The following is a 24329-nucleotide window of genomic DNA, read 5'->3' as shown; positions in this document are numbered from 1 at the left end:
CATCCGGCCCCAAATTTTGGGGCGTCCGATGGGGTGCGGTCTGCATCTCTTACCGCCATGACGGCGGGGTTCGGGGCGGTGCATTGCCGCGCGTCACAACTTCCGAAGCCCCCTTTTCAGAGAATATAATGTCGAACTCTTCCCATGCGCATACCGGCCATCACGCTCACCACGGTTCAACCGCTGGATCGAGCGGCGCCTCATCGAAAAGCCAGAACATCGAGCGCCGCCTGGAGTTCATGCAGCTCGACGCGCAGGGTAGAGCCAGCATCCGCTCGCTAAAAGCACTGGTCGAGCGCGAACTGCCGCACGGTCTCGACAAATTCTATGCCCCGCTTCGCAAGAGCCCGGAGGTCAAGCGGTTCTTCTCCTCCGACGACCATATCGCCCGGGCCAAGGGGGCGCAGCAGGGCCATTGGGTCAATATCTCCGACGGCAATTTCAATGAAGACTATGTCAACAAGGTTCGCACGATCGGCTCGGTTCATGCGCGCATCGGCCTTGAGCCGCAATGGTACATCGGCGGCTATGCGATCATTCTCGATCACCTGATCAACAGCGCTGTCGAGGAAATCTTTCCCAAGGGCGGGATGTTCTCAAAGAAGACGATGAAGCCGGCGGAGTTCGGCAAGGCGCTCGCCGGTCTGGTCAAAGCCGCAATGCTCGACATGGATCTGGCCATTTCCGTCTACATCGACGAGGCCGAGATTACCAAGCAGAAGGCGCAGGCAGAAGCGATCGCGGCCGAGCAGAAGCTGGTATGCGATTGTTTCGGCAAGGCCATGGCAGCCATCGTCGAAAAGGATGTCAGCTACCGCATCGACGATGACCTGCCGGAGGCCTATCATCGCCTGCGCGACGATTTCAACAATGCGCTGGAGCAGCTGTCCGCCACCATTCAGCAGATCGATGCCGGCGCCTCGCAGATCCATGCCGGCGCCGAGGAAATCCGTGTCGCAGCCGACGATCTGTCCAAACGCACCGAACAGCAGGCCGCGTCGATCGAAGAGACCGCGGCAGCGCTGGAAGAGATCACGACGACCGTCAAGGATTCCAGCAGGCGGGCGGAAGAAGCCGGCCTGCTGGTCGCCAAGGCCAAGGTCGGCGCGGAGAAATCCGGAGAGATCGTCCAGCAGGCGGTGGCGGCCATGAGCGCGATCGACACCTCGTCGCGCGAGATCTCGAACATCATCGGTGTGATCGATGAAATCGCCTTCCAAACGAACCTTTTGGCGCTGAACGCCGGCGTTGAAGCGGCACGCGCCGGAGATGCCGGCAAGGGCTTCGCCGTCGTCGCACAGGAGGTCCGCGAGCTTGCCCAGCGTTCCGCCAAGGCGGCAAAGGAAATCAAGGAACTGATCAACAATTCCGGAGAACAGGTCAGAAGCGGCGTTGCTCTCGTCGGAGAAACCGGTAGCGCGCTGACGATCATCGTCGACGAGGTCAAGGAGATCGACCGGCACATCAATGCCATTGTCGATGCCGCCCGTGAACAATCGATAGCGCTTCAGGAAATCAACACGTCCGTCAACACCATGGACCAGGGCACGCAGCAGAATGCCGCCATGGTGGAGGAATCCACCGCCGCCAGCCATGCGCTCGTTCAGGAAGTCAGCCGGATCGCGCAGATGCTGAGCGAATTCAATATCGGCAAGGCATCGGCGTCCCGCGCGCCGCAACGGCAGACGCGCGGTTCATCCAAGCCGCAAAGCTCCCCCGCGCGCGAACTCCGGGGCAAGCTCGCCAAAGCCTACGCAACGCATGGCAATGCCGCTCTGGCCGAAAGCTCGTGGGAGGAGTTTTGATGCCTGGCCCCGTCCAGCTGCACGGCGCAACCGGCAGCGAAAGCTTCGAAATCATCGCCTTCCGGATCCGTGATCAGGAATTCTGTGTCAGGACGACCACCATCCGCGAGATCCGCGGGTGGGCTCCCTCGACCCCGGTGCCGCATTCACCGGCGGACGTCATCGGGGTGATGAACCTCAGGGGATCGGTGATCCCGATCATTGATCTGGCCTACAAACTCGGCATGACGAGCACGGAAGCCACCGAACGCAGTGCAATCGTCGTTGCAGAAGTGCACAACACGGTTGTCGGTCTGGTCGTCGATGGCGTCTCGGACATTCTGACGATCCGCGCCGATCAGGTTCAGCCCGTTCCCGAAATCACCGCGTCCTTCGACAGGAGCGTTGCCGAAGGCATTATCACGCACGACAGCGGAATGATCTGTTTCCTCAACCTTTCCCGCATGTTCACCGAACTGGATGGTGCAGATGAAGCCGCATGACCGGCAGCATCTGATGCAAGGGGCAACCGAAGGGGCAAGCATGGGTTTCCCTGCGCGCGCGGCCTGCCGCCGACAAATGTGCCGTCGTTCACTGCACTTGGTCACTCCGAATCCGATTGCGGCACCTGACGAGCAGCAACGGCGGATGGCGCAGACGCGACAAACTTCGCCTGATCGTTGAGGAACTTGAAACTCCTCAGCGAGAGGTGGCAAGCGTCGTCGCGCTGCGATCGCCGTTGGAAAGCCAAAAGCGAACCCTCGACGATCGATAACTGCCTCCTTCTGGAGCATGATTTATCCTTTGGTAACGACAATCATTTTTCCGCCATTCTTGACTCTTCCCATCAATTTTGTGCGATCTATAGTCTCCGCTGGCCGCATGATGCGGCTTGATGGAGAGCATGATGCCCAAAACCGTGGCCAAGAAATTAGCCGCAGATCCAAGCGTCGGGACTGAAGAATTGGAGGCGGCAGTTCATTATATGAGAAAAAAACTCATGGAAGCCGCCCTTCGAAATGCCCCGGCGCCTTTTCTTACTTATCGCAACAAAATGATTTTTGAGACTACACTGAAAATTCGGCGGAGAAGACAGTCGTCGCTCTGAGCGCAAGCAAAAATAGCCCCTTAGGGTTATGGATATCATCAGCGAATACCGCCCACGCGGGATCATCACGCACTCAGCTCAGAGCAGGGCTAGGCGCGGCCGTTCGATTGTGGGGCTATAAGCCGAGCGGCGGTCTCACCTGACGATCAGGGCGATCGAACCGGCCCCGCCGGATATGCGGCCGGCGGGGAAAGCTATTTCATGCGACACCGGCATCGCGCGACCCGGCTCGCCGTCATCCGCAGAACCTGTGGCGCCAGCATGCGGGCCGGCAGCATGGGTGCGACTGCATTTCACCTCCGCTGATGATCTTGCCTGGATTTTCAAGAGCCGCTTCCAGACGTGCCGTCGCCGCCAATTGACTTTGCCGTTTCCCGGCGGATCATACCATGTAGTGTTGCCATCGCAGTTGAAACCAGTCCTCAATAACACGGCGCCACTACAGCGCCGTGCGTCTTTTCAGACGCACAAAGGACGCTGTAGCACTTTGAATTGCTGCATGTTTTTGTCCTTAAATCGGCTACGATTTAAGGACAAATGCAGTAGGACATCAGCCGATGAACGAACCCCGCTACAGCCTGCGCCAGGAGACGGACGGTACATGGACCGTGGTCGACATTATCACCCGCCTGCCGGCAGCGTCGGACGGGCGTGATCTGACCGGCCTTGAACATGACGATGCGAGAGACATTGCCAACGCGCTGAACAGGGATTACCTCGCCGGCCGCGAAAGCCCGCTGGTCTAAAATGAAAAAGCCGTCCCCGTTGCCGGAGAGCGGCCGGGAAGAATGTTTGCGTAGGAAACTGCCGGTGCAACCGTCCGGCAGCAGCTATATTTGTCGAGTGCCTTCTCCCAGGACCGGCTCGATGCTGCGTCGCTGAAAAAACACGAAAGATTGTTACGAAAATCGTGACGCGGGCGCAGTTTTGCGATAGGAACCGCTGCAATTGTAAGCCCTGCTCCCCATATCCGCCCTTACCCAGGCTTAACGTTCAAGGAAGACGTCCATGCCCGCCTATCGCTCCCGCACCACCACCCACGGCCGCAACATGGCCGGCGCTCGCGGCTTGTGGCGTGCAACGGGCATGAAGGACAGCGATTTCGGCAAGCCGATCATCGCCGTCGTGAACTCGTTCACGCAGTTCGTGCCTGGCCACGTCCACTTGAAGGACCTTGGCCAGCTGGTCGCGCGCGAGATCGAAGCGAACGGCGGTGTCGCCAAGGAATTCAACACCATCGCCGTCGATGACGGCATCGCCATGGGCCATGACGGCATGCTCTATTCGCTGCCGTCGCGCGAACTGATCGCCGACTCGGTCGAATACATGGTCAACGCGCACTGCGCCGACGCCATGGTCTGCATTTCCAACTGCGACAAGATCACCCCCGGCATGCTGATGGCGTCGCTGCGCCTCAACATTCCGACGATCTTCGTCTCCGGCGGCCCGATGGAGGCCGGCAAGGTCGTGCTCTCCGACGGCAAGATCCACGCGCTCGACCTGGTCGACGCCATGGTCGCGGCTGCCGACGACAAGGTCTCGGACGAGGACGTCAAGATCATCGAGCGCTCCGCCTGCCCGACCTGTGGCTCCTGCTCGGGCATGTTCACCGCCAATTCGATGAACTGTCTGACCGAGGCGCTCGGCCTGTCGCTGCCCGGCAACGGCTCGACGCTTGCCACCCATTCCGACCGCGAGAAGCTGTTCCTGCGCGCCGGCCGGGAGATCGTCTCGCTCGCCAAGCGCTATTACGAAGCGGAAGACGTCACCGCCCTTCCCCGCACGATCGCGAGCAAAGGCGCGTTCGAAAACGCCATGGCGCTCGACATTGCCATGGGCGGCTCGACCAACACTGTCCTGCATATCCTGGCCGCCGCTCACGAAGGCGAAGTCGATTTCACCATGGACGACATCGACCGTCTCTCGCGCAAGGTGCCGTGCCTGTCGAAAGTGGCACCGGCCAAGGCCGACGTCCACATGGAAGACGTGCACCGCGCCGGCGGCATCATGGCGATCCTCGGCGAACTCAACCGGGCAGGCCTGTTGAACGCCGACCTGCCGACAGTCCACGAAAAGACGCTGGGCGATGCCCTGTCCAAATGGGATATCGCCGTCACCGACAATCCCGCAGCGCTCGAACTGTTCAGCGCAGCTCCGGGCGGCGTACCGACGCAGGTCGCCTTCAGCCAGAGCGCTCGCTGGAAGGAACTCGATCTCGACCGCGAAAAGGGCGTTATCCGCGACGCCCAGCATCCATTCTCGAAGGACGGGGGCCTCGCCGTTCTCAAGGGCAACATCGCCCTCAACGGCTGCATCGTGAAGACCGCCGGCGTCGATGAATCGATCCTGAAATTCTCCGGCCCCGCCCGCGTCTTCGAAAGCCAGGATTCTTCCGTCAAGGCGATCCTTGCCAACGAGGTCAAGGCCGGCGACGTCGTCGTCATCCGCTATGAAGGCCCGAAGGGCGGTCCCGGCATGCAGGAAATGCTCTATCCGACCAGCTACCTGAAATCGAAGGGCCTCGGCAAGGCCTGCGCGCTGATCACCGACGGCCGCTTCTCCGGCGGCACCTCGGGTCTTTCCATCGGCCACGTCTCGCCGGAAGCCGCCAATGGCGGCCTGATCGGCATCGTCCGCGAAGGCGACATGATCGACATCGACATCCCGAACCGAACGATCTCGCTGCGCGTCGACGACGCCGAAATCGCCGCCCGCCGCACCGAACAGGACGCCAAGGGCTGGAAGCCGGTCGAGCAGCGCAAGCGCAAGGTCACGACGGCGCTGAAAGCCTACGCCGCCTTCGCCACCTCCGCCGACCGCGGAGCGGTGCGTGATTTGGGCGAAGACTGAGGGATAAGGGGGCTCCTCCGGGAGCCCCTTGATTTTGTTGGGAATGCTGGCCCGGTTCAAAGACGTGCGGCAGACCCGAGATCACGGGGCATCGATTTTTCTCCGTCATCCTCGCCGTTGTGGCGGGGATCCAGCAGCGCCGCGTCTGCGGTGCGGCGTCCGTCGGTGACTGGATTCCTGTGACAGGCACAGGAATGACGGAAAATGCGCAACCCCGCCCCTCACAAATGCCGCGTCTCCGCCGGCGTGTTCCACCAGACATTGTTGCGGCCGTCGGAATATTTCACCGGCGCCTCGGCCAGCACGGAGGGATCGGTATCGTCGAGGCAGGCGAGATTGATCGAGACAAAGGCGCCGCCGATCTGCTCGACATAGCCGTCGCTGAAGGGCGCGACGCCGCAGGTCCGGCAGAAGCGGTGATGGCCGCTCATCGTGCCGAACTGGTAGTCCGACAGGTCATCCGCCCCCGCCAGCAAACGGAAATCCTCCGGCCTGATCAATGCACCCCAAGCGCGCCGCTTGGTGCAGATCGAGCAGTTGCACTTGCCCGTTCCCGCATCGAGATCGATATCAGCCTCGAAACGCACCTTGCCGCAGTGGCAGCTTCCCTTGTAGGTCATTTTCATCCCGGCTCTCCCTTGCGTGATGCATCACGATATGACAACTTATTGTCATACTCACATCCTACAGAGTGACAATATGTTGTCAATATGAAAAAACCTGACCGTACCGCAGCCGGCGACGCCTTCGCCGCTTTTTCGATTTCCGTCATCCGCCTTGCCGCCCATCTGGGCAGCGAGGGCGATGCGCTCGCAAAACCCTCAGGCCAGACCAGCGCCCGCTGGCAGGTGCTGGCGGCAGCCGGCCACGCCACCATGTCGGTTGCGGAGATCGGCCGCATTCTCGGGCTCGCCCGTCAGGGGGTCCAGCGGATCGCCGATATCCTGGAGGCCGAGGGGCTGGTGCGTTACGAGGAAAATCCGGTACACCGGCGCGCCAAGCTGCTGGTGCTGACGCCAGAAGGAGAGGCGACGCTGCACGACATCCAGATCAGGCAGGCCGTCTGGGCGGATGCGCTCGGCGCCGAATTTGGAACCGGGGATCTACGCACCGCGACGGAACTCCTTGCCCGGGTGCTGGACGGCCTCGCCCGTCCGAAGGGGAAGGCAAGCCGCTAAGGTGCCGGCCTGCAGGTAAACCAGCAGCTGCTCGCAAGGGAAGCACTGCCGGCAAAACAATAAGGGCGCCAGTTAGTGCCGGCGCCCTCGATAGCCGCATGTCACGCTTCAGTTCGTCTGCTGCGGCTCCATATAGGCCAGTTCCCAGACATGGCCGTCGGGGTCCTGGAAGCTGCAGCCATACATGAAGCCGTAGTCCATCACCGGCCGCCATTCCTTGCCGCCCAGCGACAGCGCCTTGGCCAGCGTCTCGTCCACTTCCTGGCGGCTGCCGGCGGAGAGTGCGGTCAGCACTTCCGTCACTTTACTCGTATCGCTGATCTCGTCGATAATGAATTCCCTGAAGCGTGCCTCATGCATCAGCATGACGAAGATGTTTTCCTCGACGATCATGCAGAGCGTATCGTCGTTCGAATATTCCGGGTTGAAACTGAAACCGAGCCCGCTGAAAAATGCTTTTGAACGCGAAACGTCTTTGACCGGCAGGTTCACGAAAATCATCCTCATTGACAGTCTCCTATTTGGTTGTGGGGATTGTCCGCCTTCTCAGCGGAAGAAAAAAACGCTCAGGCGAGCGCCAGAAGGTCCGCACGCAACCGGTCCGGCCGGCCTTCGCCCAGCGCGTCATCGACCTCGGCATGCGTTTTCGTCCAGATCGGCACCGCCCTCAAAAGTAGGGCATACCCTGCCGGCGTCAACTTCATCCGGCGCAGGCGCCGGTCCTTGTTGTCGGTCATCGTTTCCAAAAGCCCCCGCTTCTCCAGCGGCTTCAACGCCGCCGTCAGCGTCGTCCGGTCCATGGCGAGCAGATGGGCGACGGGGCCCATGCCGGGCGGCTCCGGCCGGTTGAGCGACATCAGCAGCGAAAACTGCCCATTGGTCAGGTCAAGCGGCCGCAGCGCCTCGTCGAATTTCCGCGCCAGCGCCCGCGCCGCTCTTTGCACATGAAGGCACAGGCATGTGTCGCGCACATGAAGGGTGGTCTCGAAAGGAATGGCGACAGGCTTTGACATGGCATAATAATGTTGATATCAACGTATTTAGTCAAGCGGAATGAAACACGAATTCTTGAGGAGGAATGAACGATGTTGACGAATCCGATTGTATCCCGCGAGGAATGGCTCGAAGCCCGCAGGGCGCTGCTCTTGCAGGAAAAGGAAGAAACGCGCCGGCGCGACAAGATCCGTGCAGCACGCCAGAACCTGCCCTGGGTCAAGATCGGCAAGACCTATACCTTCGACACGCCGACGGGAAAGAAGACGCTTGCCGACCTGTTCGACGGCCGCAGCCAGCTGATGATCTACCACTTCATGTTCGGTCCCGACTGGGAGGCCGGCTGCCCCGGCTGCTCCTTCCTCGCCGACCATATCGACGGCACGCTTGCCCATCTCAATAACCACGACGTGACCTTCGTCGTCGTTTCGCGTGCGCCGCTTGCCAAGATCGAGGCCTACAAGAAGCGCATGGGCTGGAAATTCCCTTGGGTCTCGTCCTTCGGCAGCGATTTCAACTTCGATTTCCACGTCTCCTTCACCAAGGAAGAATTGGAAAGCGGTAAGGTCTTTTACAACTTCCGCGAAGTATCCAGCGACCAGGCCAATGACGAGCTTCCGGGGATGAGCGCCTTTGCCCGCGACGACGCCGGCAATGTCTACCACACCTATTCCGACTATGCCCGTGGCGGCGAGGAGATCCTGACCACGCTGATGATCCTCGACCGGGCACCAAAAGGCCGCAATGAGACGTCAACATTGAGCTTCGTGAAGCGCCATGACGAATATGAGGATTCGTCCGGGGCGCAATCCTGCTGCGCCTGACCCGGTCTGACCGGGTCAATCGCGCCGACAAGGAGAACGATGTGATGAAAGCTGAAATTCTGGAAGAACACCGTTGGCTGGAGCAGCTCACGGGCAAGTGGCGCGTGACCTTCGACATGCCCGCTGGCATCGGTGAACCGGCATCCGAGGGAGCATGGATTGAGGAAACCCGCTCGCTGGGCGGCACCTGGATCGTCTCCGAGACGACCGGCATCATGCCGGACGGCAGCATCGCGACGAACATCATGACACTCGGCTATGATCCCGCCAAAAAACGGTATGTCGGCTCTTTCATCAGTTCGGCGATGACCTATCTCTGGGTCTACGAAGGGTCGCTCGACGAGACTGGCAAGGTGCTGACGCTCGACTGCGAGGGCCCCGATTTCGAGAATACCGGCGGAACCGCGCGGTATCAGGACATCATTACGATCAAGGACGAGAACACGAGAAATTTCTCGTCCCGAAGACAAAATGCCGACGGTACTTGGAAGTCTGTCATGTCTTCCGACTACAAACGCATTTCCGCAGTCTGATACTCTGCCTTTTCGGGCTTAGAGCCTGCAAACATCAAAGGGAGGATGCAATGAGCGACAAACATGGAGCGTTCGTCTGGTACGAGCTGATGACCACCGACACCAAGGCGGCCGAAGGGTTCTACAACGATGTCGTCGGCTGGACGTCCGAGGATTCTGGCATGCCGGACGCCGGCTATACGCTTTTCCTGGCGAACGGTGTGCGCGTTGCCGGCCTGATGACAATCCCCGAAGGCGCCGTGCAGATGAAAGCGCCGCCGGCCTGGATCGGCTATATCGGCGTCGATGACGTCGATGCCGCGGCAAAGAGGGTCGCCGAACTGGGCGGCAAGGTTCATCGCGAGCCGGACGATATTCCGACCATCGGCCGCTTCGCCGTCGTCGCCGACCCGCATGGCGCGGTTTTTGCCCTGTTCAAGGGCACCGGCGATGGCGAAATGCCCGAACTCGCCCGGAATGCCAATGGCAATGTCGGCTGGCACGAGCTGATGGCCGGTGACCTTTCCGTCGAATTCCCCTTCTACCAGAAGATGTTCGGCTGGGGGAAGGACGAGGCGATGGATATGGGCGCGATGGGTGTCTACCAGTTATTCACCCACAACGGCGCGCAGATCGGCGGCATGATGACGAAACCGGCCGAAATCCCCTCCCCCTATTGGGGATACTACTTCAACGTCGACGCTCTCGACGCTGCAGTCGAGCGGGCAACCTCGCGAGGCGCCAAGGTCGTCATGGGGCCGATGGAAGTGCCCGGAGGCGCCTGGGTGATCGGCGCCGTCGATCCGCAGGGCGCCCACTTCAGCCTGGTATCGATGAAGCGCTGAAACGTCGCTTCCGCAGGAGGAGGACGCGCCGGCAGATCCCTGCCTGCGCGTCCTCGCGCCGTTGGTTCGCGGCTGCCGCTACGATAACTGCCGGCCATCGCAGCCGCTCGGGCACCGGCGAACCCATGTCGCCCGGGAGTGCGTAGCGCCGAGCCACATTCGCGGCGACGACATCGAGCACGGTGCCATTTCGCGAGACGTGATATGGTCGAATTTCCGTCGTTCACAGCGCAAAAAGGAAATATTCCATGGGAGACCAGATACGCCCGCTGCAACCTGGAGAGCCCGCGCCGTCATTCGCCCTTCCCGCGGCCAATTTCGAAGGATTGGTCACTCTCGAGAGCTTGCGTGGCCGCGCGTTCCTGATCGGCTTCTTTCGCGGCCTGCACTGCCCGTTCTGCCGGCGGCAGCTTGGGCAGCTTGCCGGCCTGCAGCCGACCCTGCGCGCCGCCGGGGTGGAGATCCTTGCCGTGATCAACACGCCGGTCGAGCGCGCCCGCCTGTATTTCCGCTACCAGCCGACGCCGGTCATGCTTCTATGCGACCCCGATTGCCACACGCACCGCGCCTTCGGCGTGCCACGCGCCGAGTTCCTGCCCAAGGACAGCAGCGAGCACCCCGAATGGCCCACTCGCACAACCATGGAGCAATTCGGGGCGGCACGCATCAATCCTACCGGCGAGCTGCCTGAACCTCTGCAGCCGATGGAAGCCAACGTCGTCCTCAACGCCAAGGACGGCTTCGAGCTTGACGAAGCGGACCAGGCGATCTTTGCGAAACACGGTACGCAGCTCGTCGGGCACTTCCTGGTCGATACGGCCGGCGTTATCGGCTGGGCGCAAATCGAGGCGCGCGACGGGCCGAGCGGCCTCGGCACCTTCCCGGCCGCGGCAGAGATCATCGCCGCCGTTGACAGCCTTGGACACTGACCTGCCGCGCCGTCGCCCCGGCCCTCGCATCGTCGCATTAAATACCCTCGGGGGAAATGAACCTTCCCTGGAAGAATTCAGCCTTGCAATCTTTCTTCGCATTGCACAAAGTCGCTTTAATGGTGGCAAAGACCCACCATCAAGGGGATAAAAATCCGCATGGCGATCAAAGCAAGCATTCATCACCTGACGCATTACAAATACGACAAGCCGGTTCGGCTCGGGCCCCAGATCATCCGGCTGAAGCCGGCGCCGCATTCCAAGACCAAGGTCATCAGCCACTCCCTCAAGGTCTCGCCGTCCAATCATTTCGTCACGCTGCAGCAGGACCCCTACGGCAACTACCTGTCCCGCTATGTCTTTCCCGATCCGGTGACCGAGCTGAAGATCGAGGTCGATCTGATCGCCGACATGACGGTCTACAATCCGTTCGACTTTTTCATCGAGGAAGAGGCCGAGACATTCCCCTTCCAGTACCCCGAGGATATTCGCGACGATCTGAAGATCTACATGCAGCCGGAGCCGATAACCCCGGCGCTGGCCGACTACGTCGCGTCCATCGACCTGACGCCGCTGCGAACCATCGATTTCATCGTCGGCCTCAACGCCCGCCTGCAGCAGACCGTCAACTACGTGATCCGCATGGAACCCGGTGTCCAGACCCCGGAACAGACGTTGCAGCTGGCGCTCGGCTCCTGCCGCGATTCGAGCTGGCTGCTCGTGCAGATCCTGCGCCATCTCGGCCTCGCCGCCCGGTTCGTCTCCGGCTATCTCATCCAGCTGGCCCCCGATCTCAAGGCGCTCGATGGCCCGTCCGGTACCGAGGTCGATTTCACCGACCTGCACGCCTGGTGCGAAGTCTATATCCCGGGCGCCGGCTGGGTCGGTCTCGATCCGACCTCCGGTCTGCTGACCGGCGAAAGCCATATTCCCCTTTCCGCCACGCCGCATTATCGCAACGCCGCGCCAATCTCCGGCGGCCTCTATGGCGACGCCAACACGACGTTCGAATTCGACATGAAGGTGGCGCGCGTCGCCGAACATCCACGCATCACCAAGCCCTTCTCCGAGGAAAGCTGGCAGGCGCTGAATGCGCTCGGCAAGCATGTCGACGGGGTGCTGAATGCCAGCGACGTGCGCCTCACCATGGGCGGAGAGCCGACCTTCGTCTCGATCGACGATTTCGAATCGGAGGAATGGAACACCGGCGCCGTCGGTCCGACCAAGCGCGACAAGGCCGACCAGTTGATCCGCAGGTTGCGCGAACGCTTCGCCCCCGGCGGTTTCCTGCATTACGGTCAGGGCAAGTGGTATCCGGGCGAAAGCCTGCCGCGCTGGACCTTCTCGCTCTACTGGCGCAAGGACGGCAAGCCGATCTGGCATGATCCAAAGCTCATCGCAGCCGAAGGCCAGGACACTCAGGTGAGCGACAAGGAGGCCGAAGCACTCCTGACCGGCATCGCCGCCGAGCTTGAGATCGAGCCCGACATGATCATCCCGGCCTTTGAGGACCCGGCGGAATGGATCATCAAGGAAGGCAGCCTGCCGGAAAACGTCGACCCGTCCAATTCCAGGCTCGAAAGCCCGGAAGAACGCGCTCGCATCGCCAAGGTCTTCGAGCGCGGACTGACGACCCCGACCGGCTATATCCTCCCCGTCCAGGCCTGGAATGCCAAGGCCGAGGGACGCCGGTGGGTGAGCGAAAGATGGCGTACCCGCCGCGGCAAGATTTTCCTGATCCCCGGCGATTCGCCCATCGGCTTTCGCATGCCGCTCGGAACCTTGCCCTACGTGCCGCCGTCGCAATATCCCTACATCCACCAGGCCGATCCATCGGTCCCGCGCGGTCCGCTGCCCGACTACAGCGCCCCTGCACGGGCCTTGGCGGAAGCGTCCCGCACGGCGAGCGAGCCGAGCCAGGGCCGCAACGAGCAGAACATCGCCGGATCGACGGGCGACATCCGCGGCGCTGTCCGCACCGCGCTCAGCGTCGAGCCGCGCGACGGCCGGCTCTGCGTGTTCATGCCGCCGGTCGAGCGCATCGAGGACTATCTCGACCTGATCGCGGCGGCCGAAAAGGCCGCGTCCGATCTCGGCCTGCCGATCCATATCGAGGGCTATTCGCCGCCTCAGGACGAGCGCATCAACGTCATGCGCGTTGCGCCCGATCCGGGCGTCATCGAGGTCAATATCCATCCGGCATCCAACTGGGCCGATTGCGTCGCCATCACGACGGCGATCTACGAAGAGGCCCGCCAGACGCGGCTCGGCGCCGACAAGTTCATGATCGACGGCCGCCACACCGGCACCGGCGGCGGCAATCATGTGGTTGTCGGCGGCGACAATCCGAACAATAGTCCCTTCCTGCGTCGGCCGGACCTGTTGAAAAGCCTCATCCTGCATTGGCAGCGGCATCCGTCGCTGTCCTATCTCTTCTCCGGCATGTTCATCGGCCCGACCAGCCAGGCGCCGCGCATCGATGAAGCGCGCCACGACACGCTCTACGAGATGGAGATCGCCATGTCGCAGGTGCCGATGCCCGGTTTGGCCCCGCGGCCTTTGCCCTGGGTGGTCGATCGCCTGTTCCGCAATCTCCTGACCGACGTCACCGGCAACACCCACCGCTCGGAAATCTGCATCGACAAGCTGTTCTCGCCGGATGGTCCGACCGGCCGCCTCGGCCTCGTCGAATTCCGCGGCTTTGAAATGCCGCCTAACGCCCGCATGAGCCTTGCCCAGCAATTGCTGGTGCGCGCCCTCATCGCCCGCTTCTGGCAGAATCCGGCCGAAGGCAAGCTCGTCCGCTGGGGCACCACGCTGCATGACCGCTTCATGCTGCCGCACCACGTCTGGCAGGATTTCCTCGACGTACTTGCCGACCTCCGTTCCAACGGCTTCGATCTCAGACCGGAATGGTTCGAGGCGCAGCTCGAATTCCGCTTCCCCTTCTGCGGCGAGGTCGAATACGAGGGCGCCAGGCTCGAATTGCGACAGGCGCTGGAGCCGTGGCATGTGACGGGCGAACAGGGCGCCGTTGGCGGCACCGCGCGTTATGTCGACAGTTCGGTCGAGCGCCTGCAGGTCAGACTGGAGACGGCCAATCCGGAACGCTATACCGTCGCCTGCAACCGCCGTGCGCTGCCACTTACCAGGACAGGAATAAACGGTGTCTCCGTTGCCGGCGTGCGCTACAAGGCCTGGCAGCCGGCGTCGGGTTTGCACCCGACTTTGCCGGTTAATACGCCGCTTACATTCGACATTTATGATACATGGTCAGGACGTTCGATCGGTGGCTGCATTTATCATGTTGCCCACCCGGGCGGACGCAGTTACGAGACGTTCCCGGTGAATGGCAACGAGGCGGAAGCCCGCAGGCTGGCACGCTTCGAGCCGTGGGGTCACACAGCCGGCGCTTACGCCCTCGTGCCGGAAACCCCATCAGCAGAATTTCCCCTGACGCTGGATTTGCGGCGTCCGGCAGGAGCCTAGGGACTTTATGTCAAAGAAGCAGACGGCAGAAGCGATACGTGCAGAGAACCGGGACGAAAACGATCCGGTTTTCGGCTATCGCGCGCTTCCCGGCATTGCCGATGAAATGCTCGATACGCATGGCAATGTCCGGCCGGTCTGGCGGCATCTTCTTTCCACCATCGGCCGTATGGACGAGACGGAGCTTGCCAACCGCTTCGCCCGCGCCGACCGTTATCTGCGTGACGCCGGCGTCTTTTACCGGGCCTATGGCACCAAGGAGAATTCGGAGCGGAGCTGGCCGCTGTCCCACGTTCCGGTCCTGATCGACGATGCCGAATGGCAGGCCGTTTCGAAGGGGCTTGTTCAGCGCGCCGAACTGCTGGAGCGCGTCGCAGCCGATATCTACGGTCCCAACCGGCTCGTCGCCGAAGGCTTCCTGCCGCCGTCATTGGTCGCCGGCAATCCGGAATTCCTGCGCCCGATGGTCGGCGTGCTTCCCGCCGACGGCCATTTCCTGCATTTCTGTTCCTTCGAGATCGGCCGCGGACCGGACGGCAATTGGTGGGTGCTGTCGGACCGCACCGAGGCCCCCTCGGGCGCGGGCTTCGCGCTTGAAAACCGGGTGGCGACCACCCGCGCCTTCTCCGATCTCTACGCCGAAACGCACGTCCATCGCCTTGCCGGCTTCTTCGGCGCTTTCCGCGATGCGCTGCAGTTGCGCAAGAAGCACCCGGACGACCGCATCGCCGTCTTGACCCCCGGCGTCGCCAACGAGACCTATTTCGAGCACGCCTATATCGCCCGCTACCTCGGCTTCATGCTGCTCGAGGGCGAGGACCTGACCGTCATCGACGGCCGCGTGATGGTGCGCACCGTCGCCGGCCTGAAGCCCGTCGGCGTGCTCTGGCGCCGCCTCGACGCCGCCTTCGCCGATCCGCTCGAGCTGAACCAGAACTCGCATATCGGCACGCCGGGCATGGTCGAGGCGCTGCGCTCCGGCTCGGTCTCGATCGTCAACTCACTCGGTTCCGGCATCCTCGAAACCCGCGCCTTCCTTGCCTTCCTTCCGAAAATCTGTCGCCATCTGCTCGGCGAAGACCAGATCCTGCCGAGCATCGCCACCTGGTGGTGCGGCCAGCAGCCGGAGCGCGATCAGGTGGCAGGGAACATCGAAAAGATGGTGATCGGCCCCGCCTATTCCACCAGGCCCTTCTTCGACGACAATGGCCGCTCTGTTCTGGGCTCGTCGCTGCGCGATACCGCCAAGGTCTCCGTTTCGGAATGGCTGCAGAGCGACGGTACGCAGCTCGTCGGCCAGGAAGTCGTGACGCTGTCGACGGCGCCTGCCTGGGTCAACGGCAAGCTGACGCCGCGGCCGATGAGCCTGCGCGTCTACGTTGCCCGCACCCGCGATGGCTGGCAGGTCATGCCGGGTGGCTTTGCCCGCATCGGCTCGGGCGCCGATGCGGCGGCGATCGCCATGCAGGCGGGCGGTTCGGCGGCCGATGTCTGGATCGTCAGCCAGAAACCGGTGGAGCTCATGACGCTGCTGCCGGCCGAGGAGAGCTTCATCCGCATCCTGCCCGGCAGTCTGCCGAGCCGCGCGGCCGACAACCTCTTCTGGCTCGGCCGCTATATCGAGCGGGCGGAAGGCGCATTGCGCATCCTGCGCGCCTGGCACGGGCGGTTTGCCGAAACCGCCGATACCGAAATGCCACTCCTGAAGGACATCACCGACTATCTGGCCGGTCTCGATATCGACACCAGGCAGGCGGTGCCCGAAAGCCTGGTCATCAATATCAACAGCGCGCTGTTTTCGGCCAGCAACATCCGCGACCGCTTCTCGGCCGATGGCTGGCTGGCGCTCAACGATCTCGCCAAAACCGCCCGCAAATTCCAGGCGACGGTGCAGGCGGGGGACGACGCCACGCATGCGATGACGATACTGTTGCGCAAGCTTGCGGGCTTTGCCGGTCTCGTCCATGAAAACATGTACCGCTTCACCGGCTGGCGCTTCCTGTCGATCGGCCGCTATCTCGAGCGCGGCCTGCACATGACCCGGCTGCTCGGCCATATGTCCGGCGAGGATGCGCCGGACGGCGCCTATGACATGCTGCTTGAAATCGGCGACAGCGTCATGACCCACCGTCGCCGCTACAACGTCAACACCGCGGCGCTCACGGTAACAGACCTTCTTGCCCTCGATCCGCTCAACCCGCGCTCGATCCTCTACCAGTTGAACGAGATCAAGACCGAGGTCGAACAACTGCCGAACGCCTTCTCGAACGGCCAGATGTCGCCGTTTTACCGCGAAGCCATGCGCCTCCACGCCGGCCTTGCGGTCATGACGCCGGAAGCGATGAACGCCCTGGTCTACAATCGCCTCGAACAGGAACTGGGGCGCTTCTCCGATATCCTCGCGCAAACCTATCTCGGATAGGATATGACTGACCTGCTGCGCCGAAACTGAGAGTTCCATGCTCTACGACATCAATCTGCGGATCACCTATACCTACGAAGTCCCGGTTTCCGGCGGCAGGCATGTCGTGCGCGTGCTGCCCGTCTCGCTGCCCGATCGCCAGCGGCTGGTGGCAGGCACCGTCACCTGCACTCCGGGCCCGGAGGAACGCAGGGACAGCATCGATTTCTTCGCCAATCCGTCGACCTCGATCCTGTTTCGCAAGCAGCATGAAAAACTGGTGATCCGCATGCAGGCCCGCGTCCAGCTCGAGCCGCAGCCGCTTACCGCCGATTTCTCACCGGACCTTGCAGCCTTTCCCGCCGAAATCGCCACCGTCTGGTCGCTGGACGCCAACTCGCCGCATCATTTCCTCGGGGCCAGCCCCCGCCTTCCCGAAGATACCGCCATTGCCTCCTATGCGCGTGGCATCGCCAAGCCGGGCATGACCATCCGCCAGATCGCAACCGCCATCTGTGCTCAGATCCACCAGGATTTCACCTACGACCCGAAGGCGACGACCGTCGATACGACGCCGCGCGAGGCCTTCAAGCTGAAGCGCGGCGTCTGCCAGGATTTCACCCATGTGATGATCACCGCGCTGCGCAGCCTTGGCATACCCGCAGGATATGTCAGCGGCTTCCTCAGAACCATCCCGCCGCCGGGCAAGGAACGTCTCGAAGGGGCCGATGCCATGCATGCCTGGGTGCGTTTCTGGTGCGGAACCACCATCGGGTGGCTGGAGCTTGATCCGACCAACAATATTCTTGCCGGAATGGACCACATCGTCGTCGGCCACGGCCGCGACTATAGCGACGTGGCACCCGTCATTGGCGTGCTGAAAAGCTACGGATCGCACAAGACGGAGCAGGCCGTGGACGTCATTCCGTTGCAGTGATCCGAACGGCAACGCCCGGCGTCTTCCTTTTGCACAGCCCACCCACGGCCCCGGGCCGCGTTTACGGTTTGACGGCCGGATTGCTGAATCCAGCGATCATTTTTTTGCCGCCGGGAATGCCAAACAGCTGAACGCCACTGTCAAATATATCGGCGAGAAGGCCGCGGCGATAACGATACGCTTGACGAAATAAGGCCGTTCAACAGTCCTGCCAAAAGGCCCGTCCTGAAGAATCGCGGCCGGCCCTGGCGTTTTCCGCAATGCCTGCAAGTATTTGCAAGCCGTTTGGTAAGTCGCCCCCATCCAATTTTCATCTTATTGAAAACGCTATTGCAAGCGCTTCGTATCGGTGCATAAATCGCTCCCATGCCCCGTTGGTGTTCGCCTCCGGTCTCCCAAACCGCAAGCAGAGGTTAAACCTTTTTCATGATCGATCGTTTGCACAACGAAAAGATTCCGAGCGCCGCCCCCAGGGAATCGAACTCCGAAGTCCTTGCCCAGGAAATCATCGAGCGCCTGACCTACCGTATCGGCAAGGACCCGAAAGTCGCCAAACCACACGACTGGTTGACCGCCGCGATCCTGGTTGTGCGCGACCGCATCACCGACAACTGGATGGAATCGACGCGCAAGACCTATGCCTCCAATGCCAAGCGCGTCTATTATCTATCGCTGGAATTCCTCATCGGCCGCCTGATGCGCGACGCCGTCACCAATATCGGCCTGATGGATGAGCTGCGCGATGCGCTCGCCTCCTTCGGCGTCGATCTCGACGTCATCGCCACGCTGGAGCCGGATGCAGCGCTCGGCAATGGTGGTCTTGGCCGTCTCGCTGCCTGTTTCATGGAATCGATGGCGACCGTCGATATCCCGGCCTATGGCTACGGCATCCGCTATGTGCATGGCCTCTTCCGCCAGCAGATGGCCGATGGCTGGCAGGTGGAACTGCCGGAAACCTGGCTTGCCCACGGCAATCCCTGGGAGTTCGAGCGCCGCGAAAGTTCCTACGAAATCGGCTTCGGCGGCTCGGTCGAGACCGTCAATGTCGATGAGGAAGTGACCCGCTACGTCTGGAAGCCGGCCGAGCGCGTCATCGCCACCGCCTGCGACACGCCGGTGGTCGGCTGGCGTGCCAAGCGCGTCAACACGCTGCGCCTGTGGACCGCCCATCCGATCGACCCGATCCTGCTCGACGCCTTCAACGCCGGCGATCACATCGGCGCGCTGCGCGAAAGCAACAAGGCGGAAAGTCTCGCCCGCGTGCTCTATCCGGCCGATGCCACCCCTGCCGGCCAGGAGCTGCGCCTGCGCCAGGAGTTCTTCTTCTCCTCCGCCTCGCTGCAGGACATCCTGCGCCGCCATCTTCAGCAATATCCCGACTTCACGTCGCTGCCGGACAAGGTCGCCATCCAGCTCAACGATACCCACCCGGCCGTGTCGGTCGCCGAGCTCGTTCGCCTGCTGACCGACGTCCACGGCATGGACTTCGAAGCGGCCTGGGACATCGCCCGCCACACCTTCTCCTATACCAACCACACGTTGCTGCCCGAAGCGCTCGAAACCTGGCCGGTGCCGCTGTTCGAGCGGCTTTTGCCGCGCCACATGCAGATCGTCTATGCCATCAACGCCAAGATCCTGCTCGAGGCCCGCAAGCAGAAAGCCCACAGCGATCAGGAAGTCCGCAATATTTCCCTGATCGACGAGAGCGGCGACCGCCGCGTGCGCATGGGCAATCTCGCCTTTGTCGGCTCGCACTCGATCAATGGCGTCTCGGCCCTGCATACCGAACTGATGAAGCAAACCGTCTTTGCCGACCTGCACCGGCTCTACCCGGAGCGCATCAATAACAAGACCAACGGCATTACGCCGCGCCGCTGGCTGATGCAGTGCAATCCGGAGCTGTTCGGTCTCATCCGCGAGGCGATCGGCGACGAATTCGTGGACGATGCCGAGGCCCTGAAGGCGCTCGATTCTTTCGCCGACAAGCCGGATTTCCAGGAGAAATTCGCAAGGATCAAGCGTTCCAACAAGGTGAGGCTTGCGCAGCTCGTCCAGAGCCGCATGGGCATCCGCCTCGATCCGTCGGCGATGTTCGACATCCAGATCAAGCGCATCCACGAATACAAGCGCCAGCTGCTCAACATCGTCGAGGCGATCTCGCTCTACGACCAGATCCGCTCGCATCCGGAAAAGGACTGGGTGCCGCGGGTGAAACTGTTCGCCGGCAAGGCGGCGCCGAGCTATCACAATGCCAAGCTGATCATCAAGCTCGCCAATGACGTCGCCCGCGTGATCAACAACGACCCCGCCGTGCGCGGCCTTTTGAAGGTCGTCTTCATCCCCAACTACAACGTCTCGCTCGCCGAGATCATGGTCCCCGCCGCCGACCTGTCGGAGCAGATCTCGACGGCCGGCATGGAAGCGTCCGGAACCGGGAACATGAAGTTCGCGCTGAACGGTGCGCTGACCATTGGCACGCTGGATGGCGCCAATGTCGAAATGCGCGACTGGGTTGGCGAAGAGAATATCAAGATCTTCGGGATGACAGCGGAAGAGGTCGCCAACGTCCGCGCCGAGGGTCACAATCCCCGCGCTATCATCGAGCAATCGCGCGAACTCTCCCAGGCATTGCAGGCGATCGCCTCGGGGGTTTTCTCGCCCGACGACCGCAACCGCTTCTCCAGCCTGATCGACGGCATCTACAATCACGACTGGTTCATGGTGGCGGCCGATTTCGACGCCTATGCCAAGGCCCAGCGTGAGGTGGATGCGATCTGGACCGACACGGCCGGCTGGTATTCCAAGACCATTCGCAACACCGCGCGCATGGGCTGGTTCTCCTCCGACCGCACAATCCGGCAATATGCCGGGGAAATCTGGAGAGCCGGATGACAGTAGTGCCGAACGACGCCACGCCTGCCGTTTCGCCAGCCAGTCTGTCGGCGGAGGAGATTGCGGCGATCCTCGCCGGCACGCACAACAATCCTTTTGCCGTTCTCGGCGTGCATCCGGTGGGCAAGGAGTTCGTCGCTCGCTGCTTCATCCCGGGCGCCGAAACGGTGACCGTGGAAACATTGGCCGGCAAGGAGATCGGTGCGCTTGCCCATCGCAACGATGCCGGCTTCTTCGAAGGCCCCGTCGCCCTCAAGAAGATCCAGCCGGTCCGCTACCGCGCCCGTAACGAGGGCGGCGAATGGACCGTCACGGATCCCTACAGCTTCGGCCCGGTGCTCGGGCCGATGGATGACTATTACATCCGCGAAGGTTCGCATCTGCGTCTTTTCGACAAGATGGGCGCACATCCGCTGAAGCATGAGGGTGCGGACGGCTTTCACTTCGCCGTATGGGCGCCGAATGCCAGACGTGTCTCCGTCGTTGGTGATTTCAACAATTGGGATGGCCGGCGCCACGTCATGCGGCTGCGCCAGGACACCGGCATCTGGGAAATCTTCGTGCCGGATATCCAGGCAGGCGCGATCTACAAATACGAGATTGTCGGCAAGAATGGCGAAGTCCTGCCGCTGAAGGCTGATCCCTTCGCTCGCCGCTCGGAACTGCGCCCGAAGAACGCCTCGATGACAACAGGCGAAATCGACCAGGCCTGGGAAGACGAGGCACACCGGCGGCACTGGGCAAGCGTCGACGCCCGCCGCCAGCCGATCTCGATCTACGAGGTTCACGCCGCCTCCTGGCAGCGCGGTGATAACGGCGAGATGCTCTCCTGGGACGAGCTCGCCGACCGGCTGATCCCCTATTGCATCGACATGGGCTTCACCCATATCGAGTTCTTGCCCGTCACCGAATATCCCTTCGATCCCTCCTGGGGCTACCAGACGACCGGCCTTTATTCGCCGACCGCCCGCTTCGGCGAACCGGAGGGTTTTGCCCGCTTCGTCAACGGCGCCCACAAGGTCGGCATCGGCGTCATCCTCGACTGGGTGCCGGCGCATTTCCCGACAGACGCCCATGGCCTGCGCTGGTTCGACGGCACCGCACTTTACGAGCATGAGGACCCGCGTCAGGGCTACCACCCTGACTGGAACACCGCGATCTACAATTTCGGCCGCGCCGAGGTGTTCTCCTACCTCGTCAACAATGCGCTCTATTGGGCCGAGAAATTCCACCTCGATGGACTGCGGGTCGATGCCGTCGCCTCGATGCTTTACCTCGACTATTCTCGCAAGCATGGCGAGTGGGTGCCGAACGAATACGGCGGCAACGAGAATCTCGATGCCGTACGCTTCCTGCAGACCATGAACAAACAAGTCTATGGCAGCCACCCCGGCATCATCACCATTGCCGAGGAATCCACCTCCTGGCCCAAGGTCTCGCATCCGGTTCATACCGGGGGTCTCGGTTTCGGCTTCAAGTGGAACATGGGCTTCATGCACGACACGCTGCAATATTTCCAGCGCGAGCCGGTGCACCGCAAGTTTCACCACAACGACCTGACCTTCGGCCTGCTCTATGCCTTCAGCGAGAATTTCGTGCTGCCGCTCTCTCACGACGAGGTGGTGCACGGCAAGGGCGCGCTGATCGCCAAGATGGCCGGCGACGACTGGCAGAAGTTCGCCAATCTGCGCGCCTACTACACCTTCATGTGGGGCTATCCGGGCAAGAAGCTTTTGTTCATGGGACAGGAATTCGCGCAGTGGCGCGAGTGGTCGGAAGATCGCGCGCTCGACTGGAACCTGCTCGAATATCCGCTGCACGAGGGCATGCGCCGGCTGGTGCGCGACTTGAACGGCACCTATCGCAGCAAAGCCTCTCTTCACGGACGCGATTGCGAGGGTGACGGCTTCGAATGGCTGATCGCCGACGACCGCGACAACTCGGTCTTTGCGTGGCTGCGCAAGGCGCCTGGCGAAAAACTGATCGCCGTCGTTGCCAACCTGACCCCGGTCTACCGGGAGAGCTACACCATACCGCTGCCCGTGGAGGGGCGGTGGAAGGAAATCCTCAACAGCGACGCCGAAATCTATGGCGGCAGCGGGAAAGGCAACGGAGGAGCCGTCCAGGCAACGAAAAACAGCGCAGGCGTCACAACGGCCACCATCACCTTGCCGCCTCTGGCGACACTGATGCTGGAGCAGGATTAACGCACGGCAAGGCGGGCTCATGAGGCCTGTCGGGGCGGTGTGAGAGGAAGAATATTTGGAGAATATGCCGGTCTACGGCAGACCTCTCCGGGAACCATACTATCGGGAGGAAAAATCAATGGAAAAACGCAGCCAGCCCCTTGCCCGTGACGCCATGGCCTATGTCCTTGCCGGCGGCCGCGGCAGCCGCCTGAAGGAACTGACCGATCGCCGCGCCAAGCCCGCGGTCTATTTCGGCGGCAAGGCCCGCATCATCGATTTTGCGCTGTCGAATGCGCTCAATTCCGGTATCCGCCGCATCGGCGTCGCGACGCAATACAAGGCGCATTCGCTGATCCGCCACCTGCAGCGCGGCTGGAACTTCTTCCGCCCCGAACGAAACGAAAGCTTCGACATCCTGCCGGCGTCGCAGCGTGTGTCCGAAACGCAGTGGTACGAAGGCACCGCCGACGCCGTCTACCAGAACATCGACATCATCGAGGATCACGGCGTCGAATACATGGTCATCCTTGCCGGCGACCATATCTACAAGATGGACTACGAACTGATGCTGCAGCAGCATGTCGATTCCGGCGCCGACGTCACCATCGGCTGCCTGGAAGTGCCGCGCATGGAAGCGACCGGCTTCGGCGTCATGCACGTCGATGACAAGGACCAGATCATCGCCTTCGTCGAAAAGCCGGCTGATCCGCCGGGCATTCCCGGCAATCCGGAGATGGCGCTCGCCTCGATGGGCATCTATGTCTTCCACACCAAGTTCCTGATGGACGTCCTGCGCCGCGATGCGGCCGACCCCTCCTCCTCGCGCGATTTCGGCAAGGACATCATCCCCTATATCGTCCAGAACGGCAAAGCCGTCGCCCACCGCTTCAACCAGTCCTGCGTCCGCTCCGATTTCGAGCGCGAGGCCTATTGGCGCGACGTCGGCACGATCGACGCCTACTGGCAGGCCAATATCGACCTCACCCACGTCACGCCGGAACTCGACATCTACGACAGCACCTGGCCGATCTGGACCTTCGCGGAAATCAAGCCGCCGGCAAAATTCGTCCATGACGACGAGAACCGCCGCGGCTCGGCAACCTCGTCGCTGGTCTCCGGCGACTGCATCATTTCCGGCGCATCGCTGAACCGCAGCATGCTGTTCACCGGCGTCCGGGTGAATTCGTTCTCGCGCCTCGACGGTGCGGTGATCCTGCCGAACGTCAGGATCGGCCGGCATGCGAATTTGAAGAACGTCGTCATCGACAGCCGCGTCGTCATCCCCGAAGGCCTCGTCGTCGGCGACGATCCGGAATTCGACGCCAAGCGCTTCCGCCGCTCGGAAAACGGCATCTGCCTGATCACCCAGGCGATGATCGACAAGCTGGACATGTAAGG

General features: G+C 61.9%; 19 protein-coding genes. 16 read left to right on the top strand and 3 right to left on the bottom strand.

Annotation, left to right across the window (positions count from 1 at the left end; genetic code table 11):
- Positions 1 to 128: 128 nt before the first annotated feature.
- The 5 genes from ACSQ2W_RS10685 (at position 129) to ilvD (ending at position 5742) form a co-directional block, all read left to right on the top strand.
- Positions 129 to 1805 (top strand): methyl-accepting chemotaxis protein, encoded by a 1677-nt coding sequence (locus ACSQ2W_RS10685; protein WP_436086221.1) that lies wholly within the window; start codon positions 129 to 131, stop codon positions 1803 to 1805.
- Positions 1805 to 2287 (top strand): chemotaxis protein CheW, encoded by a 483-nt coding sequence (locus ACSQ2W_RS10680; RefSeq protein ID WP_436086220.1) that lies wholly within the window; start codon positions 1805 to 1807, stop codon positions 2285 to 2287. Before ACSQ2W_RS10685 ends, ACSQ2W_RS10680 begins: the two co-directional genes overlap by 1 nt.
- 404 nt (positions 2288 to 2691) lie before the next feature.
- Positions 2692 to 2892 carry a hypothetical protein gene (locus tag ACSQ2W_RS10675; protein WP_436086219.1) on the top strand — a complete coding sequence of 67 codons (201 nt, stop codon included), beginning with the start codon at positions 2692 to 2694 and terminating at the stop codon, positions 2890 to 2892.
- Between the two features lie 557 nt (positions 2893 to 3449).
- Positions 3450 to 3638: a hypothetical protein gene (locus ACSQ2W_RS10670; RefSeq protein WP_436086218.1), complete on the top strand. Its 189-nt coding sequence runs from the start codon at positions 3450 to 3452 to the stop codon at positions 3636 to 3638.
- Between the two features lie 262 nt (positions 3639 to 3900).
- A complete protein-coding gene (gene ilvD / locus ACSQ2W_RS10665; RefSeq protein WP_436086217.1) occupies positions 3901 to 5742 on the top strand; it encodes a dihydroxy-acid dehydratase in 1842 nt (613 codons plus the stop codon).
- 221 nt (positions 5743 to 5963) lie between these two features.
- Here ilvD and ACSQ2W_RS10660 read toward each other — a convergent pair whose 3' ends face one another.
- Positions 5964 to 6368, bottom strand: coding sequence for a GFA family protein (locus ACSQ2W_RS10660; RefSeq protein ID WP_436086216.1), 405 nt, complete (start codon positions 6366 to 6368; stop codon positions 5964 to 5966).
- A gap of 84 nt (positions 6369 to 6452) precedes the next feature.
- Here ACSQ2W_RS10660 and ACSQ2W_RS10655 point away from each other — a divergent pair, with 84 nt between their 5' ends.
- A complete protein-coding gene (locus ACSQ2W_RS10655; protein WP_436086215.1) occupies positions 6453 to 6920 on the top strand; it encodes a MarR family winged helix-turn-helix transcriptional regulator in 468 nt (155 codons plus the stop codon).
- Positions 6921 to 7028: 108 nt separating this feature from the next.
- Here the strand turns inward: ACSQ2W_RS10655 and ACSQ2W_RS10650 are convergent, their stop codons facing one another.
- Together ACSQ2W_RS10650 and ACSQ2W_RS10645 are read right to left on the bottom strand one after the other, a co-directional pair.
- Positions 7029 to 7427, bottom strand: coding sequence for a VOC family protein (locus tag ACSQ2W_RS10650; protein WP_436086214.1), 399 nt, complete (start codon positions 7425 to 7427; stop codon positions 7029 to 7031).
- Positions 7428 to 7486: 59 nt separating this feature from the next.
- Positions 7487 to 7933 carry a MarR family winged helix-turn-helix transcriptional regulator gene (locus ACSQ2W_RS10645; RefSeq protein WP_436086213.1) on the bottom strand — a complete coding sequence of 149 codons (447 nt, stop codon included), beginning with the start codon at positions 7931 to 7933 and terminating at the stop codon, positions 7487 to 7489.
- A 75-nt stretch (positions 7934 to 8008) separates the two neighbouring features.
- On the opposite strand from ACSQ2W_RS10645, the gene ACSQ2W_RS10640 reads away from it, so the two are divergent.
- The 10 genes from ACSQ2W_RS10640 (at position 8009) to glgC (ending at position 24327) form a co-directional block, all read left to right on the top strand.
- Positions 8009 to 8737 carry a DUF899 domain-containing protein gene (locus tag ACSQ2W_RS10640; protein WP_436087750.1) on the top strand — a complete coding sequence of 243 codons (729 nt, stop codon included), beginning with the start codon at positions 8009 to 8011 and terminating at the stop codon, positions 8735 to 8737.
- A gap of 44 nt (positions 8738 to 8781) precedes the next feature.
- Positions 8782 to 9270: a DUF1579 domain-containing protein gene (locus ACSQ2W_RS10635; protein ID WP_436086212.1), complete on the top strand. Its 489-nt coding sequence runs from the start codon at positions 8782 to 8784 to the stop codon at positions 9268 to 9270.
- 50 nt (positions 9271 to 9320) lie between these two features.
- A complete protein-coding gene (locus tag ACSQ2W_RS10630) occupies positions 9321 to 10094 on the top strand; it encodes a VOC family protein (protein ID WP_436086211.1) in 774 nt (257 codons plus the stop codon).
- A 248-nt stretch (positions 10095 to 10342) separates the two neighbouring features.
- The gene (locus ACSQ2W_RS10625) at positions 10343 to 11023 is read left to right on the top strand and encodes a redoxin domain-containing protein (protein WP_436086210.1); all 681 of its coding nucleotides are present in this window, start codon (positions 10343 to 10345) and stop codon (positions 11021 to 11023) included.
- Between the two features lie 159 nt (positions 11024 to 11182).
- Positions 11183 to 14512 carry a DUF2126 domain-containing protein gene (locus ACSQ2W_RS10620; protein WP_436086209.1) on the top strand — a complete coding sequence of 1110 codons (3330 nt, stop codon included), beginning with the start codon at positions 11183 to 11185 and terminating at the stop codon, positions 14510 to 14512.
- A 7-nt stretch (positions 14513 to 14519) separates the two neighbouring features.
- Positions 14520 to 16934, top strand: a complete 2415-nt coding sequence (locus ACSQ2W_RS10615) for a circularly permuted type 2 ATP-grasp protein (RefSeq protein WP_436086208.1) — start codon at positions 14520 to 14522, stop codon at positions 16932 to 16934.
- Between the two features lie 37 nt (positions 16935 to 16971).
- Positions 16972 to 17850 carry a transglutaminase family protein gene (locus tag ACSQ2W_RS10610; protein WP_436086207.1) on the top strand — a complete coding sequence of 293 codons (879 nt, stop codon included), beginning with the start codon at positions 16972 to 16974 and terminating at the stop codon, positions 17848 to 17850.
- A gap of 426 nt (positions 17851 to 18276) precedes the next feature.
- Positions 18277 to 20742 (top strand): glycogen/starch/alpha-glucan phosphorylase, encoded by a 2466-nt coding sequence (locus ACSQ2W_RS10605; protein WP_436086206.1) that lies wholly within the window; start codon positions 18277 to 18279, stop codon positions 20740 to 20742.
- Positions 20739 to 22949 (top strand): 1,4-alpha-glucan branching protein GlgB, encoded by a 2211-nt coding sequence (gene glgB, locus ACSQ2W_RS10600; protein WP_436086205.1) that lies wholly within the window; start codon positions 20739 to 20741, stop codon positions 22947 to 22949. The genes ACSQ2W_RS10605 and glgB overlap by 4 nt, the downstream gene beginning before the upstream one ends.
- A 118-nt stretch (positions 22950 to 23067) precedes the next feature.
- Positions 23068 to 24327, top strand: coding sequence for a glucose-1-phosphate adenylyltransferase (glgC, locus tag ACSQ2W_RS10595; RefSeq protein ID WP_436086204.1), 1260 nt, complete (start codon positions 23068 to 23070; stop codon positions 24325 to 24327).
- The last annotated feature ends 2 nt before the right edge of the window (positions 24328 to 24329 follow it).

This window comes from Pararhizobium sp. LjRoot255, assembly GCF_964252905.1.
GTDB lineage: Bacteria > Pseudomonadota > Alphaproteobacteria > Rhizobiales > Rhizobiaceae > Pararhizobium.
This window is presented reverse-complemented; position numbering and strand designations above follow the sequence as displayed.